Source organism: Labilithrix sp. (assembly GCA_019637155.1).
Classification (GTDB): Bacteria; Myxococcota_A; Polyangia; order Polyangiales; family Polyangiaceae; genus Labilithrix.
Window position 1 is genome coordinate 18,293 of record JAHBWE010000030.1, and the last position, 17,957, is coordinate 36,249.

A 17,957-nucleotide genomic window follows, 5' to 3' on the forward strand; every position below is an offset into this window, starting at 1 on the left:
CAGAGGGCCGGAGTCATGAAGAAAGCAATCATCGGTACCGTTCAGAACAAGGCCCAGGCGGACGCGGTCGTCACGCAGCTCCGCAACGCCGGCTTCGAGAACAAGGACATCTCCGTCATCTTCCCCGCCCCCGACGGCGAGCACGTGATGAAGAGCCGCATCGACGACAAGGGCGGCCAGGAGACGAAGGCGGCCGACGGCGCGATCGCCGGCACCGGCGCGGGCGCGGTCTTCGGCGGCTCGCTCGGCCTCCTCGCCGGCATCGGCGCGCTCGCGATCCCGGGCCTCGGCCCCTTCATCGCGGCGGGTCCGATCGTCGCGACCCTCACCGGCCTCGCCGCGGGCGCGACGGTGGGCGGCTTCACCGGCGCGCTCATCGGCCTCGGCGTCCCCGAGGATCAGGCGCGCCAGTACGAGACGCACATCCGCGGCGGCGGCGCCCTCATCGCGGTCCACGGCGAGAACGAGGAGGAGCAACGCAAGGCGCGCGACATGCTCATCGCGATCGGCGCAAGCCGCGTCGCCGTGACCCCCGAGCCCCTCTCCGACCGCGACCCCATCTCGACCCAGCGCTGACACGCGGCCCCGCGCGCCGGCCGCTCGCTACCTGCCGCGGACGCGGACGTCGATGCGGCGGCCGATGGCGAGGGCGAAGAACGCGCTGCCCTCGCCGCCGGCGTAGCTGCCGCCGATCGCGAAGACCTCGCCGTGGAGGCCGTCGTGCACGGCGTCGGAACTCACCGTCGCGACGAGGTGGAGCTTCGTCGTCTTGCCCTTCGCGACGAACGTGCGGCCTTTGATGAGGGCGAGCGTGCGGCGGATCGCGCTCGACAACGCAGGGCTCGGCGCGCCGAGCACCTGCGTGCCCTCGAGGTGACCGCTCTCGTCGATCGTCAACACGACGTCGGCCTCACCGGCGGAGCCGAGCGCGGCGGTGCGCCAGATCGGATCCGCGCTCGCCGCCTGCGGGAAGCCACGCGTGAACGCCGTCGCGAGGTCCGTCGCCGAGCGTTCCCCCACCGCGCCGTAGAGCGCAGGCGGCCCCGTCGACTCGCCGCCGCTCTCGCCGTGCGCGCTCGAGGGCTTCCCCGCCGACGGACGCCCCGCGCGCGCCGCCAGCTTCCCGGCCTTGCCCCTCGCGCGCGGCGTCGGCTTCGCCGGCGCATCGCCATCGCTGGCCGGCGCCTCGACGCCGTCGACCTCGCTCGACGCCCACGCGTTCGCGAGCGCGACGTCCGTATCCGGCGCCGGCAGCTCGAACGTCTCCCCCGCGAGCGCCGGCAGCGGATCGACGTGCTCGGGCTCCACAGGCACCGCCCGATGATGAAACAACACCGCCGCGACGACGACATGCGCGCTCAAAGAAACGCCAAAGGTGATCCACAAGCCGCGCACGCCCTCACAGTCTGCCCCATCCCCCAAAAGTTCCCGCCCAAACAAAAGGGGCCCCAGAAGCGGCCGCGCAAGCGGTTGCGAAGCAACCCGAGCGCGAAGCGCGAGGGCCGTGTCTGGGGTGGGGTGTCGGGGCGAAGCCCCGACGTTGACTAAGTGAGCTTGCGAAATTCCTCTGCAAATGGGAAAGGACGGGGCCGTGTCAGCCAGGCTCTCGGGGGTAACGATCCCGCTCTTTTCTCTGCGATCTCGCTCGGATTGGGGCATCGGCCAGATCACGGATCTCCCCGCCGCGGCCGCCTTCTTCCTCCGCGCCGGCCAGAAGCTCCTCCAAGTGCTGCCCACGCACGAGCTGGCCGAGGGCGAGACCAGCCCCTACGGCGCGCTCTCCGCGTTCGCGCTCGATCCCATCTTCATCGACGTCGAGTCGGTGCCCGACGCCGACGTCCAGCTCGGTCGTCAGGTCCTCGGCGACGACGGCGTCAACGCGCTCATGCACGTCCGCGCCGCGAAGAGCGTGGACTACGGCGTCGTTCGCACGTTGAAGCGCAAGGTCCTCGCCGCCGCCGCCGCGCGCTTCCGCGAGGCCGCGCAGGGCGAGCGAACGAAGGCCTTCGACGCCTTCGTGGAGCGCGAGCGCTCCTGGCTCCACGATCACGCGCTCTACGCCGCGATCCGCCGCGCGCACGACGGCTACGGCTGGACGACGTGGCCCGCGAACGAGCGCGATCGCGCCCCCGAGGTCCTCGCCGCCGCGATCGCGCCGAAAGAACACGGCGACCTCGGCGCGCGTGTCCTCGAGGAGATGTACCTCCAGTGGATCGCGCACGAGCAGTGGTTCGCGGCGCGCAAGAAGCTCCACGAGCTCGGCGTCGTCCTGATGGGCGACATGCCGTTCATCATCGGCAGCGAGAGCTCCGACATCTGGGCGCACCGCGAGCAGTTTCGCACCGACGTCTCGCTCGGCGCGCCGCCCGACGACTTCTCCGCCGACGGCCAGAGCTGGGGCCTCCCCGCCTACGACTGGTCGGCGATGGACAAGGACGGCCTCGCGTGGCTCCGCGCGCGCGCGAAGCACGAGGCGGAGCTCTTCGATCGCTTCCGCATCGATCACGTGATCGGCTTCTTCCGCCAGTGGCTCACGCCGCCGGGAGAGAAGGGCGCGTTCGATCCGACCGAGGAACCGGCGCAGCAGGCGCGCGGCGAGAAGGTGCTGCGCGCGATGATCGAGGCGGCCGGCCCCGGTACCGTCATCGCGGAGAACCTCGGCGTCATCCCCGACTGGGCGCGCGAGATCATGGCCCGCCTCGAGCTCCCCGGCTACAAGGTCCTGCCCTGGGAGCGCGACGAGGACTTCATCCCGCGCGACGTGAAGGCGTTCCCCGAGCTCTCCGTGTCGACGTGGAGCACGCACGACACGTGGCCGATCACGGAGTGGTGGTACCGCCTCGAGGACTGGGAGCGCGAGCGCATCGCGAAGCAGGCCGACGTCCCGCTCGACACGCCGGAGAAAGATCGCGAGCTCGCGCTCGTCCGGCTCCTCTTCTCGTCGCGCTCGAACCTCACGCTCCTGCTCGCGCAGGAGGTCCTCGGGGACAAGACGCGCATCAACCTGCCGGGCCACGTCGGCCCCGAGAACTGGACGTGGCGCCTCGATCGCCCGCTCGAAGAGCTCGCGGCGGACCCGGCCGTGAACGCGCGGCTCGCCGCGATCAAGACGCTCGCCCAGGGATCCGGCCGCTTCTGAGCGCCCTCGGGAGCGATCCAAGAAAGTTCCCGCCCGCGAGTCGAACGCACGATGAGGGCGTTCGCGTTCGCGTTCGTCGTCGCGCTCGCGTGTGGGTGCCATTCGCGCCCGCGCGACGCGAAGACCCCCGACCCCGCGCTCGACGACACCGGCGTGATCTACGAGACGCTCGGCTTCGCCGCGGAGTACCAGCGGCCGTACTGCTTCGGCCTCCGTCCGGTCTCGACGTTCGGGCGCGCGCCCGTCGACGCGCCGCCGGAGTCGAGCTGTCCCGTCCACGTGCGCGTCACCGACGCCGGCGTCGCGGCGGAGACCTTCGAGCCGTTCGATCCGCACCCCGCGCACGAAGACGTGCCCGCGAAGTACCGCGTCGGATCGCGGCGCGTCCTCCGCGTCGACGACGGCTTCATCGTCGCGTACGCGGGCACCTTCGAGGGCGAGGTCTACTGGACGAGCGAGGAGGGCGACGAGCGGCGCCCGATCTCGCGCGCGCGCCTCGTCGGGTTCGCGCGCGCGCCGTCGGGGACGGTCCTCGCGCTCGGGGTCGGAAACGCGCGGCTCGGTCGCGGCGGCGTCGTCGCGCTCGATCGCGTCCGCCGCGGCGAGTACGTCCCCCGCCTCGTCGCGACGCTGCCGCTCGAGCCGAGCGCGACCGCGTTCGACGATCACGGGCGCCTCCTCACGTACGCGCAGGGCTTCGTCGTGAGCATCGACGAGGCGGGCAAGGTGGAGAACCTCCACTACGTCGCGCGCGACATCGGCCGCGTCTCCTCGCTCGCCCGCGCCGGGAACGGCGACGTCTTCCTCGGGGTCGAGTGCGGCGTCATCCGCCTCTCCACCGATCTCGGCGCCGTGCGCGAGGAGTTCTGGTCGGCGCGGAGCGGCGCGTCGGGCCGCTGGACCCCGTGCGAAGCCGCGCAGACGCTCGTGGTCGACCGATGGTAGGGTGCGCCCCGGACCATGGAACGTACGGTGCGGCCGGGCCGCCACACTCCGCTCGGGGCGACCTTCGACGGGCAGGGCGTCAACTTCGCGGTGTACTCCGAGAACGCGACCGGGATGGAGGTGTGCCTCTTCGACGAGCACGGCGAGAAGCGCATCCCGCTCCGCGAGCACACGATGCACGTCTGGCACGGCTACGTGCACGGCGTGAAGCCGGGGCAGCGCTACGGCTTCCGCGCGAAGGGACCGTACGATCCGGGCCGCGGCCTCCTCTTCAACCCGAACAAGCTGCTCGTCGATCCGTACGCGCGCTCGATCGACGGCAAGATCGACTACGCGGAGCCCGTCTTCGCGTACGGCGAGAACGGCGCCGCCGACACGCGCGACGACGCGAAGGGGATCCCGAAGGGCGTCGTCGTCGAGGACCGCTTCGACTGGGAGGGCGACGCCCATCCCTTCGTGCCGTGGGCGGACACGGTCCTCTACGAGGCGCACCTCAAGGGCCTGACGATGCGTCATCCGAACGTCCCCGAGGAGCTGCGCGGCACCTACCTCGGCCTCGCGAGCGATCCGATCATCCATCACCTCCACACCCTCGGCGTCACGTCGGTCGAGCTCTTGCCGATCCACGAGTCGATGAACGAGCACTCCGTCGCCGCGCGCGGCCGCGTGAACTACTGGGGCTACTCCACCCTCGGGTACTTCGCCCCCGATCAGCGCTTCGCCGCGGTGCCGGGGCGGCAGGTGACCGAGTTCAAGGAGATGGTGAAACGCCTGCATCATGCAGGCATCGAGGTCGTGCTCGACGTCGTCTACAACCACACCGGCGAGGGCGATCACCTGGGCCCCTCCGTCTCGTTCCGCGGCCTCGACAACCCCACCTACTACCGGCTCCAGACCCAGAACCGCGCGCGCTACGAGGACTACACCGGCTGCGGCAACAGCCTGAACATGATGCACCCGCAGACGATCAAGCTCGTCATGGACAGCTTGCGTTACTGGGTGACGGAGATGCACGTCGACGGCTTCCGCTTCGACCTCGCGACGACGCTCGCGCGCGAGGTCGGGGCGCAGGTCGATCGCCTCTCCGCGTTCTTCGACATCATCCATCAGGACCCGATCCTCTCGAACGTGAAGCTCATCGCCGAGCCGTGGGACCTCGGGCACAACGGCTATCAGGTCGGCAATTTCCCGGTCCTGTGGACGGAGTGGAACGGCCGCTACCGCGACACGGTCCGCAAGTTCTGGACCGGCAACCGCGGCGTCGTCGGCGACATGGGGTATCGCCTCACGGGCTCGAGCGATCTCTACGAGGACGACGGCCGCCGGCCGCACGCGAGCATCAACTTCATCACCGCGCACGACGGCTTCACGCTGCGGGACCTCGTCACGTACGAGAAGAAGCGGAACCTCGCCAACGGCGAGGACAACCGCGACGGGTCGGACGACAACAGCGCGTGGAACTGCGGGGTCGAGGGTCCGACCGACGATCCGAGGGTGAACGAGCTCCGCGCGCGTCAGGTCCGAAACTTCATCGTGACGCTGATGCTCTCGCAGGGCGTGCCGATGATCACGGCGGGCGACGAGATCGGGAAGACGCAGGACGGCAACAACAACGCCTACGCGCAGGACAACGAGATCTCCTGGCTCGACTGGGACGAGTACGGTCTTCACGCATGGGACGTCGATCGCCAGCGCCTCTTCGCGTTCGTCTCCGCCGTGGTCGCGTTCCGGCGCCGGCACCCGGTCTTCCGGCGCCCGCGTTTCCTCCGCGGCGAGCGCATCGCGGGGAGCGAGCTCCCCGACATCGCGTGGTTCCGCGCCGACGGCCGCGAGATGCAGCAATCGGACTGGGAGCGACCGGAGCGCGCCGCGCTCGCGCTCCTCCTCTCCGGCGAGGCGCTCGACTGGCGCGACGCGAAGGGGGAGAACGTGCTCGACGACACGTTCCTCATCCTCCTCAACGGCTCCCACGACGACGTGACGTTCACCCTCCCGAGCATCGAGTGGGGCGCGAAGTGGGCCCGCCGCATCGACACGACCGAGGACACGATGAGCGACGGCACCTCGCTCGAGGCCGGCGCGCGCACCTCCGTCGTCGCGCACAGCCTCCACGTCTACAAGCGCACGGTCCCGGTCCGCGGCTCGTGGCGTCCGACGCGCTCGACGAAGGGCGGCTTCTGATCGCCGCTTGCGGCGCGGCCGGCGCCGCACTACGCGAGCGCGATGGGGATTCTCTTTCGGGGCGCCGCGCTCCTCGCGGCGGGCGGTGACGGGGGTGCTCGTCGACGAGGACGAGGGCGTTCAGGTCGGTGACTGCACCGCGATCAAACATCGGACCGAGCTGAACGTGAAGATGCCTTCCGATCGTTGTCCTTCGAGCTCCAACCCGCGCGTCGTCACCGTGACCGGCTCCCGCGTGGGCACCGGCACCACGATCGAAGGTGTATGGGAGATGAACGTCGGCAAGGCGCCCGTGTTCGTCGTCGAGATCAAGGACAACGTCGCGAAGGCCTGGGACAAGGGCCGGCTCCTGCGCAACGAAGACCCCTCGCTCACGGCGTCGATCGCCGGCGGCGTCGCGACGACCTCGGGCCGCTACGACGAGCTGGCGTTCGCAGCGAAGAAGCGCTGACGGACCCGTCCGGTCGGACACCCCGGTCGAGACGCCTGGATCGGCCGGCGCCTACGATCGGCGAAGATCCCTTGCGCAATTCAATGAATACATAGAGTTGGTGTCGTGGGCGCGTGGCACCGAGTGTGCAGAAGTGTCCTACACCATGCGACTCTCCAAGCTTGCCGCTCCTTTCCTGGTCCTCCTTGCTCTGGCCGCGGGCGCGGGCTGCGCCCCCGAGGAGGAGGGGGAGGATACGGTCGCCGGCGAAGAGGCGATCACCGGATCCGTGCAAGGTGCACGTATCGCGCGGATCAAGCAGGCGTACGTCGACGCGAAGCTCGAGGACTTCTCATCGATCGAGCCGCTCATCGACGTGACGGCGTGGGGCATCGGCGCGATCGATCCTCACTGGTTCTCGTTCCCCGTCGACGACCGCAACGTCGTCCTCGTCGACTTCGTCGCGGAGACGAACAAGCTCCTCGCGGAGGGGCTGCCCGGCGAGCTTGAGACGTTCGTCCTCATTTACGACGTCGCTGGAGCGGCGCCCGACGGCGGCGGCGCCCGCCTCAACCCGGTCCTCCTGTACCGCGCCGATCGCGATCAGTGGATCGGCGTCACGCGCCATCTGCAAGAGACGACCCCGTCACTCCCCTCGGCCGACGGCGGCCTCGACGCCGGCCCGTACCCCTCGAGCGACGGCGGCCTCGACGCCGGCCCGTACCCTTCGAGCGACGGCGGCCTCGACGCCGGCCCCCGCCCCGACGGCGGCTCCTGGCCTGGCCCATCCGACGCCGGCCCCGGCTGAACACACCTCGCGCACAACGACTCGCGCAGCTCCGAGCGCGGCGCGCGCGCTTCCGCCCATCGCGCGGCCCGGCTGTGCGCCAGGTTCGGAGCTCGGTCCGCAGCTCCGCTTCGCCCCATCGGCGGGGCGGATTCGTGCGGCGTGTCGGTCAGCGCGCGGCGGTGATGACCTTCACTTCGGCGATCTGCGTCGTGTCGGCGCCGGCGCGGCCGGCGAGGGGGCGGGCGATCGGGTCGAACGCGTTCGGGAGCTTCTTGAAGGAGACGTCGACGTCGGCGCCGGTCGCCGGCGCGTAGTAGCCGCCGACCTCCTGCGTGATGTTGCCGACCGTGCCGCCCCACGTCACGCCGTGGCCGGCCTTCGGGCAGAGGTTCGTGCGGCAGCTCACCGTCGCGAGCTCGAAGGTCGTCTTGAAGAGGCCCTTCTCGATCACGGTCGACGTCGACGAGACGTGCGCGCGCGCGTGGCCGAGGCTCAGCGCGCCGCTCGTCTCGCTCGCGCGGGCGACGCCCTTGCCGGAGAGGTTCGGCATGAGCGCGACGCAGCCGGCCGCGGCGGCGAGGACGAACGCGGCGCGGGCGCGGCGATCGCTCTTCGCGCGGAGGACGAGGAACAGGAGGAGGCCGAGCGTCGCGACCATCGCGACGTTCGAGGCGGAGCGCGACGGGTTCTTCGGCGCGACGGTGGCGCTGCCGCAGCCGTTCGCGTCCGCGGGCGCGTTGTTCGCGTAGAGCTCGGAGAGGCCGGTGATGTCGTCGTCGGCCGGCTCGCGGATCGACGGATCGTTCGGCGCGGTGTAGCGGTACATGAGCGCGTCGTGCACGCCCATCTCGTCGTTCATGCCGAGCGAGTGCCCGAGCTCGTGCGCCACGACGTGGTGGAGGTCGTAGACGAGCGAGAGATCGCCCGCGTCGTGCTCGTCGTGCTCGACGACGTCGCCCACGAGCGCGGCGCCCTTCGTCGTCTTCGTGGTCCCCTCGTGCGGGAGCACCTCGAACGCGTACGCGCCGTTGAACACGACGTCCGCGTCGAGGATCTTGCCGCTCGCGTTGTCGTACGTGAGGACGGTGATCGCGAGCGCGCGGCCGGCCGGCTCGTAGCCGCCGGGCATGAAGAAGACGCCGTTCTTGCGGTCGAAGGTCGGCGCGGTGGGGGAGCTCGCGTCGAGCTTCGCGACCTGGATGTCCGGCGCGCCGACGGTGCCGCTCCACGACTGCATCGCGACCTTCGTCGCCTCTTCGGCGGTGGCGACGTTCGCCTCGACCGACGGATCGATCGTGAAGGCGACGCGGTCGACCTCCCAGTGAACGAGCTCGCCCTTCGTCGTCTTCTTCACCGAGTACGCGTTCGCGTCGCTCGTCGTCAGCGCGAAAGAAGCGAGGCCGAGGATCGAGGCGAGGGCGATCCGAGAGCGGAGGGTAGAAGCAGGCGCCACATAACCTTTTTACGCGAGTAAATCCGTCTCACTAAGGTTTCGGCACTACCGGCCGAAAATGAGTGTCAGCCTGTAACGTCACGGAGGCCGCGTCCGCACGCCTGGCCCCGCCCTCCGCCGCCGTCATCAGGTGTGTGTCCCAAACACGTCTCAACCATGCAACTATGCGTAACTATGCATAGATTACAGCGAGCTACAGCTCGGTTCAGGTCGCTGCTCGACCCTCAGCGCGCATGGTGTCGCGGCGTGCGCGCGCGGCTCGCCACCCACAGGAAGGGAGCGGTAATCGGTAGTGTGGAACTACCGATTTTCGGGTCGCTAACTGCTTATCGAAGACGCCGGCGGAGCGTCGGCTTCGACCTCGGCCGGCTCGGTCGTCTTGCCGCCGAGCGCGTCGAGCAACGTCGCGACGAGGAGGTCGCTCGACACGTTCGTCATCGCGCGGAAGCGACCGAGCAGCCAGTCGACGGTGAGGAGCACGGGCAAGCTCGCGAGCGGGAGCCCCACCGACGAGAGCACGAGCGAGAGCGTGATGAGCCCGGCCTCGGGCACGCCGGCGATCCCCGCCGCCGCGATCGCGCTCGTCACCGCGAGCTTCGCCTTGTCGCCGCCGTCGAGCGCGATGCCGTTGATCTGCGCGATGAAGAGCGCGGCGACGACCTCGTAGAGCATGATGCCGTCGTTGTTGAAGTTCGTGCCGACGCAGGCCGCGAGGCGCGCGCTGTCGTGGCCGACCTTCAGGTCCTTCTCGAGCGTGCGGAGCGTGACCGGCAGCGTCGCCATGCTGCTGCCCGTTCCGAACGCGGTCATGAGCGCCTGGCTCGCCGCGCGGAAGAACGCGATCGGCGAGCGGCGCGCGACGACGGTGACGAGCAGCGTGTACCAGCCGAGCACGTGGATGAGGAGACCGAGCGTCACCGTGCCGACGAGCGCGCCGAGCGAGAGGAAGATCGAGAAGCCGGTCGTGCCGACGACCTTCGCGACGACGCAGAAGACCGCGACCGGCACGACCGCGACGATCCCGTGGAGCAGCGTCGCCGTGAGCGCGAACGTCTCCTCGACCAGCCGGAAGATCGCGCCGCCCTTGCCGGCGTTCCGCATCTTGCGGAGCGCGATCCCGCACATCACCGCGAACAGCACGATCGTGAGGACCTGGTTCTCGACGAACGGCCGCGCGATGCTGTCGGGGACCAGCTCCGTCAGCGCGGCGACGGGGTCCATCTTCGGCGCGGTGGAGGTCGCGGCGGAGGTTGCGGCGGCGGCCGGCTTCGCGGCGACGTTCGAGGTCATCGCCTTCTCGAAGGCCTCGACGTCGGTGCGCGTCCCGGGCGAGATCGCGGCGGAGAGCCCGATCGAGAGGAGCCCGGCGACCGCCGCGTTGAGGACGCAGATCGCGATGAGGATCGCGCCCTTCTTCGCGGGGATCTTCGCGCGGCAGAACGAGTCGACGATCGCGAGGAAGACGAGCGGCGTCGCGAGCGCCTTCAGCAGCTTGATGACGAGGATGCCGACCTCGCCGAGCACCGCCGCCCGCGCTCCGAGCACGGTCCCGACGAGCGCGCCGAGCACGATCGCCACGAGCAGCCGAGCGACCAACGGAAAGCGCGACTTCTTCTCCGCCTCCGCTTCACCCACCGAAGCGTGCGTATCACGGATGAGGACAAACAAAAAACGAACGCCCTCGCGAGCCGGGGGGGGTAGCTCGCGAGGGCGCTCTCATCCGAGCTCGCGCCGGCAAGCCGGCGAGGGCGCGGGTACTCTTTCAGATGCCGGCGATCGCGAAGCCGTTGCGGCGTCGCGATCGTTGCATCGCGATCACGAGGACGCGGTCGTCGTGGTCGTGGCGGCGACGGGGCGCTGCTCGGCGCGGGCGCGGGCCCAGCGCTGGATCGTGCGGCGGTCGATGCCGAGGGCGGCGGCGGTGTGGACCTTGTTGCCGCCGAAGCGGCGGAGCGCGTAGTCGACGTAGACGCGCTGGAACTTGTGCATCGGGACGAGCGCCTCCGCCGCCTCGATGAGCGCCTCGAGCGCGTCCGGCGTCGCCTCCTTCGGGAGTGGCGCGGAGCGGCGCTGGACGACGCCGCTGTTCGGCGACGCCGCGAGGCTCGAGAGCGACGACGTGTCCTTGCGGGCGACCTTGCGCTTCAGATCCAGGATCGAGAGCATCTGCTTCACCTGGATCGCGGCGAGCTCCGTGTTCGCGCCGACGATCGAGGCGCCGAGGCGCGCGACCTTGAGGCCGAGATCGGCGCTGCCGCCGACGACGAGGACGGAGCCGCCCATCACGCCCTTGCCGACGAGCTCCACGACGTCGTCCTCCGAGAGGGCCGCCGCCGAGATCACGATCAGATCGCTGCCCGCGATCGCCTCGATGGCGCCGGCGCGCGACGTTGCACGACGGATCGCGCAGCCCTCCTCCTTGAGGACGTTCTCGAGGCCGAGGGGCTTGTCGCCCTCCACGACGAGGGAGTTGAAGCGGTAGCTCGGGAGCGGGGTTGCAACGTTCACTTGAGGATCTGCCTTTCTTCGCTCCGGGCCGTCAGGCTCCGCGAAGCGAACGCGGTGCCCCGCCATGAGCAGCGCTTGTGCCACGAGGCATGTGCGCCCAAACGTCGCGAAATCACTGCGATCGGACACACTCAGGGGCCGCCAGGCGTGTGACCGAATGCACCTCAGCACATTGGGTTGGGGCAAAAGGACACAATGCCGCACGCGGTTGCGGCTCCCGGGCGCAGAACACGGCGGCCGAGGACCGGATAGGTTCTATCCACCCCATGCAGCGTGCGCAGAGCTGGCGGAGAAAGTCGTGAAGGTCGCAACGAAATTCGCGTTGGCCTACGTGGCGGTGGGCCTGATGAGCGTCGCCGTCTACTCGTCGGTCGCAGCGAGCCGTGAGGTCTCGCAGCTCGAGGCGACGGTCACGGAGGACCTCGCCGGTCTCGGCGTGACGATGAGCGCGTCGGTCCTCTCGGTGTGGGAGCGGGAAGGGGAGGAGCGCGCGCACGAGCTCGTGGCGGTGCACGATCGCAAGGAGGTGATCGACGTCGACGTCCGCTGGGTGTGGCTCGACGCTCCGGCGTCGAGCGATCAAGGACCACGCGCCGGCGCCGCCGTCGTCGACGAGCTGCTCCACGGCCAGAACGCGACGTGGGTCTCCGTCACCGGGAGCAAGCGCCGCGCGTACGCGTACGTCCCGCTCCTCCGTCCCGGCAAGCGGCCCGCCGCGCTCGAGTGCTCGCGCGCGCTCGTCAACGCGCAGTGGGTCTTCTGGTCCGAGATCCGCGAGCAGCTCCTCCTCTCCAGCCTCGTCATGGCGTTCGCGGCGGCGGCGTCGCTCGTCCTCACCTCGTGGATCGTCGCGCGGCCCCTCGCGCGCGTCGCCGAGCAGGCGCGGCGCATCGGCGGCGGCGACCTCTCGCACAAGCTGCCGGTCACGGGCTCGGACGAGGTGACGCTCCTCGTGACGGAGCTCAACGCGATGTGCGACTCGCTGAAGGAGGCGCGCACGAAGGCGGCGGACGAATCGGAGAAACGTGTCCACGCGCTCGAGCAGCTCCGTCACGCCGATCGCCTCCGCACCGTCGGCACGCTCGCCTCCGGCATCGCGCACGAGCTCGGGACGCCGCTCAACGTCATCGCGATGCGCGCGAAGATGATCGAGTCGGGCGAGGTCCCGCTCGAAGAGGCCCCCGCGAACGCGAAGATCATCCGCTCGCAGACCGAGCGCGTGACGAAGATCGTCCGCCAGCTCCTCGACTTCGCGCGGCGCCGCGTCCCGAACCGCACCGAGACCGATCTCGCCGAGCTCGCCGAGCGCACGATGCACCTCCTCACCGCGCTCGCGAAGAAGTCGCGCGTCGAGCTGAGGGTCGACGCGGCCGAGCGCGTGAAGCTGAAGGTCGAGTCGTCGCAGATCGAGCAGGCGCTCACGAACCTCGTCATCAACGGCATCCACGCGATGCCGGACGGCGGAGAGCTCGTGATCGTCGTGCGCGAGGAGAAGGAGGCGGCGTCCCCCGACGAGCCCGGCGTCCTGAAACGCTGCGCAGTGTTGGAAGTAACCGACACTGGTGTCGGGATTTCCCGAGAGAACCTGGAACGCATCTTCGAGCCCTTTTTCACGACGAAGGCCGTTGGAGAAGGCACCGGCCTCGGTCTGAGCGTCACGCATGGCATCGTTGCAGATCACGGCGGGTGGATGACTGCGACGAGCACGGTTGGTGCAGGGACGCGGTTCACCGTCTACCTCCCGGTGGAGTAGCCGAGTAGGATCCGCGCCAATGTCCGTCACTCCCAACCTCGAATCGCAGCGCCGTGTCCTCGTCGTCGACGACGAGCCCGAGATGGCCACCGTCATCGAACAAGCGCTCACGCGCCGAGGCTACAAGGCGCTCCAGGTGAACAGCGCCGACGCGGCGTGGGAGGTCCTCGAGCGCGAGGACTTCGACGTCGTCGTGACGGACCTCAACATGCGCGGCATGAGCGGCGTCGACCTGACCGACCGCGTCGCGAAGAACCGGACCGACCTCCCCGTCATCGTCATCACCGCGTTCGGCTCGCTCGAGACCGCGATCGCGACGATGCGCGCCGGCGCGTACGACTTCATCACGAAGCCGTTCGAGATCGAGCAGCTCGTCGTCGCGGTGGAGCGCGCGCTCCAGAACAAGCGCCTGCGCGAGGAGGTGAAGCGCCTCCGCGCCGAGGTCGCGCGCTCGAAGCCGGCGGACGAGATCATCGGCGACGGCCCGCTGATGAAGAAGGTGCACGAGGTCGTGGCGCGCGTCGCGGAGACGGACGCGACCGTCCTCGTCACCGGCGAGAGCGGCTCCGGCAAGGAGCTCATCGCGCGCGACGTGCACAAGCGGAGCAAGCGCGCGAACGGACCGTTCATCGCGATCAACTGCGCCGCGATGCCGGAGACGCTGCTCGAGAGCGAGCTCTTCGGCCACGTGAAGGGCGCGTTCACCGACGCGAAGGCGACGAAGCGCGGCCTCTTCGTCGAGGCCTCGGGCGGCACGCTCTTCCTCGACGAGATCGGCGAGATGCCGCCCGGCATGCAGGCGAAGCTCCTCCGCGCGCTCGAGGAGCGCACCGTGCGCGCGGTCGGCGGCACGACCGAGACGCCCTTCGACGCGCGTCTCGTCACCGCGACGAACCGCGACCTCGAGTCCCTCGTCGAGAGCGGCCGCTTCCGCGAGGACCTCTACTACCGCATCAACGTCGTGCACGTGGAGCTGCCCCCGCTCCGCGCGCGCGGCACAGACGTGCTCCTCCTCGCGCAGCACTTCATCAACAAGCTCGCCCCGCCGATGGGCAAGAAGGTGACCGGCTTCTCCTCCGCGGTGGCGGAGCGTCTCCTCGGCTACTCGTGGCCCGGCAACGTGCGCGAGCTCCAGAACTGCGTCGAGCGCGCGATCGCCCTCGCGCGCTTCGAGGAGCTCACGGTGGAGGACCTCCCGCCGAAGGTGCGCGACTACAAGCCGTCGTTCGTCGTCGTCGCGACGGAGGACCCGACCGACCTCGTGACGATGGAGGAGGTCGAGCGCCGCTACGTCCAGCGCGTGATGGAGGCGGTCGGCCAGAACAAGACGCAAGCCGCAAAGGTCCTCGGCTTCGACCGCACGACCCTCTACCGCAAGCTAGAACGCTACAAGCTCGGCGGCCCCGAGAAGAGCGTCGCCCCCCCAAAAGACTAAGTTCTCAACGTCGGGGGCTTCGCCCCCGACACCCCCACCCCAGACACGGCCCTCGCGCTGCGCGCTCGGGGCGCTTCGCGCCCGCTTTCGCGGCCGCTTCTGGGGCCCCTCTCGCTGCTGCAGTTCTAGATCAGATCAGGTGCACTTACAGGGGGCGGTGCGGAGGGTTGCGTTGGTGAGTGTCTTCTTTGCGTCGACGCAGCGGGTGTCGTCGTCGCCGGTCATTCGGCAGAGCGCGTCGACGGCGCGGCGCATCGACGCGAGCGCGCGGCATGGGCTCGCGCACGAGTCCAGGGAGTAGTAGCGATCGTCCGTCTTCTCCGCCTTCTTCGGGTCCGCGGTGGGCGGCGCCGGCTCCGCGCCTGACCCCGGCGTCGCGTCGCTCTTGCCCGTGCCCGCGACGCCGAGCTGCGAGGACAGGCGCGCGATCTGCTCCTCCGCTTCTTCGATCGTGCGCGGCTCGCTCGCGGGCTCTTCCGGCGGGGGCGCGGCGGTCTTCGCCGGCGCGCCGGCCTCGGCGCCGCCGCAGGCCGCGAGGAGCAGGAGGGCGAAGGCACCGAGCGAGCGCGTTCTCATGAGAAGTCTCCGCGAAGGAAGGCACGAACGAGATCGGCGCCGTGCGGCGTCCCGATCGACTCGGGGTGGAACTGTACTCCGAAGATCGGCCTCCGCCGGTGACGAACGGCCATCACGGTGCCGTCCTTACACCACGCCGTCACCGCCAGCTCGGGCGGCATCGCGCCGGGATCAGCGGCGAGCGAGTGGTACCGCATCGCGGGGAAGGGGCGCGGCAGTCCGTGCATCAAGCCGTCGCCCTCGTGCTCGACGAGGCTCGTCTTCCCGTGCGTCGGCGTGGCGGCGCGGACGATCCGCCCGCCCGCCGCGGTCACGATGAGCTGATGCCCGAGGCAGACGCCGAGGACGGGGACGTCGAGGTCGAGCGCGGCGCGCGACACGCCCACGCGCGCAGGATCGTCCGGCCGCCCGGGTCCGGGCGAGAGCACGATGCGACGGGGCGCGAGCCGCCGGATCCCGTCCGCGTCGATCGCGTCGTTCCGCACGACGCGCGGCTCGCCGCCGAGCACCGCCACGAGCTGGAACAGGTTCCAGGTGAACGAGTCGAAGTTGTCGATGATGAGCGTCGTCATCGTCACGCGATCCCGAGCGCCGCCCGCAGCGCGCGCGTCTTCTGCATCATCTCGGCGTGCTCGGCCTCGGCGTCGGAGTCCGCCGTCACCGCGCCGCCCGCCCCGAACCGCGCGACGCCGTCGCGCAGCACCACCGTGCGGATCACGACCGAGAGGTCCATCGCGCCGCCGAGGTCGATCCATCCGAGCGCGCCGGCGTAGGGCCCCCGCTCCACCGGCTCGAGGCGCTCGAGGATGCTCATCGCCTCGATCTTCGGCGCGCCCGTCATCGATCCGGGCGGGAAACACGCGCGCAGCAGATCGACCGCGTCGTGCTCGTCCGCGAGCACGCCGCGCACGGTCGACACGAGCTGATGCACCGTCGCGTACGACTCCACCGCGAAGAGCGCGGGCGTCGTCACCGTCCCCACGCGGCAGACCTTCCCGAGGTCGTTCCGCGCGAGGTCCACGATCATCGCGTTCTCGGCGCGGTCCTTCTCCGACGTCGCGAGCTCGGCGGCGAGCCGCGCGTCCTCTTCGCGCGTCGCGCCGCGCGGCCGCGTCCCCTTGATCGGCCGTGTCTCGGCGACGCGATCGGCGCTCAGGGTGAGGAACCGCTCCGGCGACGAGGACACGATCGTGCCTTCCTCGAGCTGAAGGAACGCCGCGTACGGCGCAGGGTTGTCACGCTGCAGCGATCGAAACAGCGCCCACGCGCCGTCCGGATCGAAGGGCGCGTCGAACGCACTCGTCACGCAGATCTCGAACGCGTCGCCGTCGAGGATGTGCTCCCGCGCCGCGCGAACGCGCGCGACGTACTCGTCGGGCTCGAGCCACGCGCGCACCGCCCCGGCCGCGACGCGGGCGGGCCGGACCGACGGCGCGCTCGCGAGCCGCGTGACGACGCGCTCCCGCACCGCGCGCGCCGCGCCCGCGTCGCCGGCGAGGACGGAGAGCCAGGTCTTCCCGTCGCGCGTGGCGAGGACCCAGTGATGCAGCGCGAACGCGAGGTCGGGCATCCCGAGGCTCGGCCGCGCCACGCCGGGCAGCCGCTCGAGCATCTGCCCGCACTCGTACCCGACATAACCAACGAGCCCCGCCCGAAAGGAAAACGGAAATGACGAATCCCACCGAATGCCCGAAGCGTCGCCCAGCACCGCGCGGATCCCGGCGAACGGATCGCCCCCATCCGCGCGCGCCACCCGAAGCTCCACCACCGGCTCGGCGCCCATCAGCGTCGTCCCCCCTCCTTCGAGCACGAACACACCAGCCCCCGCATACGCCGCGCGAAACCCCTCCGCCGACACCGCCCCCTCGAGCACGAAGACATGATGCTCGAGCGGCCGCCGCCCACTCGCAGCCTCGTCCCCCCCCCCGAGCTCGGACGACGCGACGCCGACGGATCCGCCGCACTGGTCGGGTGCTGCCGCGTTGGAGTGTGCTGCGTGAGCGTTGCCGGGGTTGCTCTGGCGCGACGGTGAAGTGGTTGGCATTTTTCTTTGGGCCCGCACGGCGTCTTCGCTCGTTTCGGCGTGATCGCGTGGGGCGCGGGTGGGCCTTCTCACCGGCGGCGTCCTCTTCATGCGGCCGCTCCTCGGTCGAGCTTTTGCCGGATCCGCGCGGAGCTCGCTCGCGGCGACGCGACGATCGTGCGATTGAGCCGTGCGGTCATCCACCCCTCTTTCGCGCGCGCGACCGCGTTTGGCAAGGAGAGGACGGCCGCGTGAAGATCCGTTGGCGTTCGCCGGCGCGCACCGGCGCGTTTCGCAGCGCGCCGCGAGGGCTCCGCGGCGCTGCTTTCTCGCGGCGAGAACGCGTCGGGCCGCGTGGCACACCCGCTGCACCGCTTCGAAGGGAACCGATGGTGGGGCGAGTCGTGCTGGCGTTCGGGGCCCTGTCGCTCGTGGGATGCCATGCCGTCGTGCCGGCCGCGCGGCTCGCGCTCCTCGTCGGCTCCGCCCACGCGCGCGGAACCGACGTGCGCAGCGAGACGCGCGAGGAGGCCGCCGCGAGCTTCGACTGCCCGCCCGACGACGTCGAGCTCGACTCGATCGCGGACGGCTACGTCGCCAAGGGCTGCGGGCAGTTCCAGCACTTCACGTGCCGGGGAGAGAGCGTCCTCGGCTGGAGCTCGTGTACCTCCGAGCCCCCAATCAGACTGCCCCCGCTGGTCACGAGCCGGGAACGCTGACCGCC

At 70.3% G+C, this 17,957-nt stretch carries 16 protein-coding genes; 9 read left to right on the top strand and 7 right to left on the bottom strand.

Annotated elements, in window-relative coordinates; all coding sequences use genetic code 11:
* The first annotated feature begins 15 nt into the window (after positions 1-15).
* Positions 16-576 (top strand): DUF3341 domain-containing protein, encoded by a 561-nt coding sequence (locus KF837_41790; GenBank protein MBX3233929.1) that lies wholly within the window; start codon positions 16-18, stop codon positions 574-576.
* 27 nt (positions 577-603) lie between these two features.
* Here KF837_41790 and KF837_41795 read toward each other — a convergent pair whose 3' ends face one another.
* Positions 604-1,314 (bottom strand): hypothetical protein, encoded by a 711-nt coding sequence (locus KF837_41795; protein ID MBX3233930.1) that lies wholly within the window; start codon positions 1,312-1,314, stop codon positions 604-606.
* Positions 1,315-1,591: 277 nt separating this feature from the next.
* Between KF837_41795 and malQ the strand changes: the two genes are divergently transcribed.
* The 5 genes from malQ to KF837_41820 all read left to right on the top strand — a co-directional run bounded on the left by malQ (position 1,592) and on the right by KF837_41820 (position 7,503).
* On the top strand, positions 1,592-3,139 hold the full coding sequence (gene malQ / locus KF837_41800) for a 4-alpha-glucanotransferase (GenBank protein ID MBX3233931.1): 1,548 nt from the start codon (positions 1,592-1,594) through the stop codon (positions 3,137-3,139).
* 51 nt (positions 3,140-3,190) lie between these two features.
* Positions 3,191-4,084 (top strand): hypothetical protein, encoded by an 894-nt coding sequence (locus KF837_41805; protein MBX3233932.1) that lies wholly within the window; start codon positions 3,191-3,193, stop codon positions 4,082-4,084.
* Positions 4,085-4,099: 15 nt separating this feature from the next.
* Entirely contained in the window at positions 4,100-6,265 is a 2,166-nt protein-coding gene (glgX, locus tag KF837_41810) for a glycogen debranching protein GlgX (protein ID MBX3233933.1), read from the top strand.
* A gap of 85 nt (positions 6,266-6,350) precedes the next feature.
* Positions 6,351-6,716, top strand: a complete 366-nt coding sequence (locus tag KF837_41815; protein MBX3233934.1) for a hypothetical protein — start codon at positions 6,351-6,353, stop codon at positions 6,714-6,716.
* Between the two features lie 145 nt (positions 6,717-6,861).
* Positions 6,862-7,503, top strand: a complete 642-nt coding sequence (locus KF837_41820; GenBank protein ID MBX3233935.1) for a hypothetical protein — start codon at positions 6,862-6,864, stop codon at positions 7,501-7,503.
* Between the two features lie 148 nt (positions 7,504-7,651).
* On the opposite strand, the gene KF837_41825 is transcribed toward KF837_41820, so the two are convergent.
* From KF837_41825 to KF837_41835, 3 genes are all read right to left on the bottom strand, one after another.
* Entirely contained in the window at positions 7,652-8,938 is a 1,287-nt protein-coding gene (locus KF837_41825) for a matrixin family metalloprotease (protein ID MBX3233936.1), read from the bottom strand.
* A gap of 318 nt (positions 8,939-9,256) precedes the next feature.
* A complete protein-coding gene (locus KF837_41830) occupies positions 9,257-10,573 on the bottom strand; it encodes a dicarboxylate/amino acid:cation symporter (GenBank protein MBX3233937.1) in 1,317 nt (438 codons plus the stop codon).
* A gap of 180 nt (positions 10,574-10,753) precedes the next feature.
* Positions 10,754-11,446 carry a hypothetical protein gene (locus tag KF837_41835; protein ID MBX3233938.1) on the bottom strand — a complete coding sequence of 231 codons (693 nt, stop codon included), beginning with the start codon at positions 11,444-11,446 and terminating at the stop codon, positions 10,754-10,756.
* A 298-nt stretch (positions 11,447-11,744) separates the two neighbouring features.
* On the opposite strand from KF837_41835, the gene KF837_41840 reads away from it, so the two are divergent.
* Positions 11,745-13,199 (top strand): HAMP domain-containing histidine kinase, encoded by a 1,455-nt coding sequence (locus tag KF837_41840; GenBank protein MBX3233939.1) that lies wholly within the window; start codon positions 11,745-11,747, stop codon positions 13,197-13,199.
* Positions 13,200-13,218: 19 nt separating this feature from the next.
* Positions 13,219-14,634 carry a sigma-54-dependent Fis family transcriptional regulator gene (locus KF837_41845; GenBank protein MBX3233940.1) on the top strand — a complete coding sequence of 472 codons (1,416 nt, stop codon included), beginning with the start codon at positions 13,219-13,221 and terminating at the stop codon, positions 14,632-14,634.
* A gap of 135 nt (positions 14,635-14,769) precedes the next feature.
* On the opposite strand, the gene KF837_41850 is transcribed toward KF837_41845, so the two are convergent.
* The 3 genes from KF837_41850 to pabB are packed head-to-tail and all read right to left on the bottom strand — an operon-like array spanning position 14,770 to position 17,083.
* Complete coding sequence (locus tag KF837_41850; protein ID MBX3233941.1) at positions 14,770-15,210, bottom strand: hypothetical protein; 441 nt, start codon at positions 15,208-15,210, stop codon at positions 14,770-14,772.
* The gene (locus KF837_41855) at positions 15,207-15,782 is read right to left on the bottom strand and encodes an aminodeoxychorismate/anthranilate synthase component II (protein ID MBX3233942.1); all 576 of its coding nucleotides are present in this window, start codon (positions 15,780-15,782) and stop codon (positions 15,207-15,209) included. The genes KF837_41850 and KF837_41855 overlap by 4 nt, the downstream gene beginning before the upstream one ends.
* Before the next feature lie 2 nt (positions 15,783-15,784).
* Positions 15,785-17,083, bottom strand: a complete 1,299-nt coding sequence (pabB, locus tag KF837_41860) for an aminodeoxychorismate synthase component I (GenBank protein MBX3233943.1) — start codon at positions 17,081-17,083, stop codon at positions 15,785-15,787.
* A 554-nt stretch (positions 17,084-17,637) separates the two neighbouring features.
* Between pabB and KF837_41865 the strand changes: the two genes are divergently transcribed.
* Positions 17,638-17,952 carry a hypothetical protein gene (locus KF837_41865; protein ID MBX3233944.1) on the top strand — a complete coding sequence of 105 codons (315 nt, stop codon included), beginning with the start codon at positions 17,638-17,640 and terminating at the stop codon, positions 17,950-17,952.
* Positions 17,953-17,957 lie beyond the last annotated feature (5 nt).

Excerpts from the sequence above, each read along its gene's own strand:
- KF837_41790 (MBX3233929.1), top strand. The coding sequence starts at position 16 with ATGAAGAAAGCAATCATCGGTACCGTTCAGAACAAGGCCCAGGCGGAC.
- KF837_41805 (MBX3233932.1), top strand. The coding sequence starts at position 3,191 with ATGAGGGCGTTCGCGTTCGCGTTCGTCGTCGCGCTCGCGTGTGGGTGC.
- glgX (MBX3233933.1), top strand. The coding sequence starts at position 4,100 with ATGGAACGTACGGTGCGGCCGGGCCGCCACACTCCGCTCGGGGCGACC.
- KF837_41820 (MBX3233935.1), top strand. The coding sequence starts at position 6,862 with ATGCGACTCTCCAAGCTTGCCGCTCCTTTCCTGGTCCTCCTTGCTCTG.
- KF837_41845 (MBX3233940.1), top strand. The coding sequence starts at position 13,219 with ATGTCCGTCACTCCCAACCTCGAATCGCAGCGCCGTGTCCTCGTCGTC.
- KF837_41850 (MBX3233941.1), bottom strand. The coding sequence starts at position 15,210 with ATGAGAACGCGCTCGCTCGGTGCCTTCGCCCTCCTGCTCCTCGCGGCC.
- KF837_41855 (MBX3233942.1), bottom strand. The coding sequence starts at position 15,782 with ATGACGACGCTCATCATCGACAACTTCGACTCGTTCACCTGGAACCTG.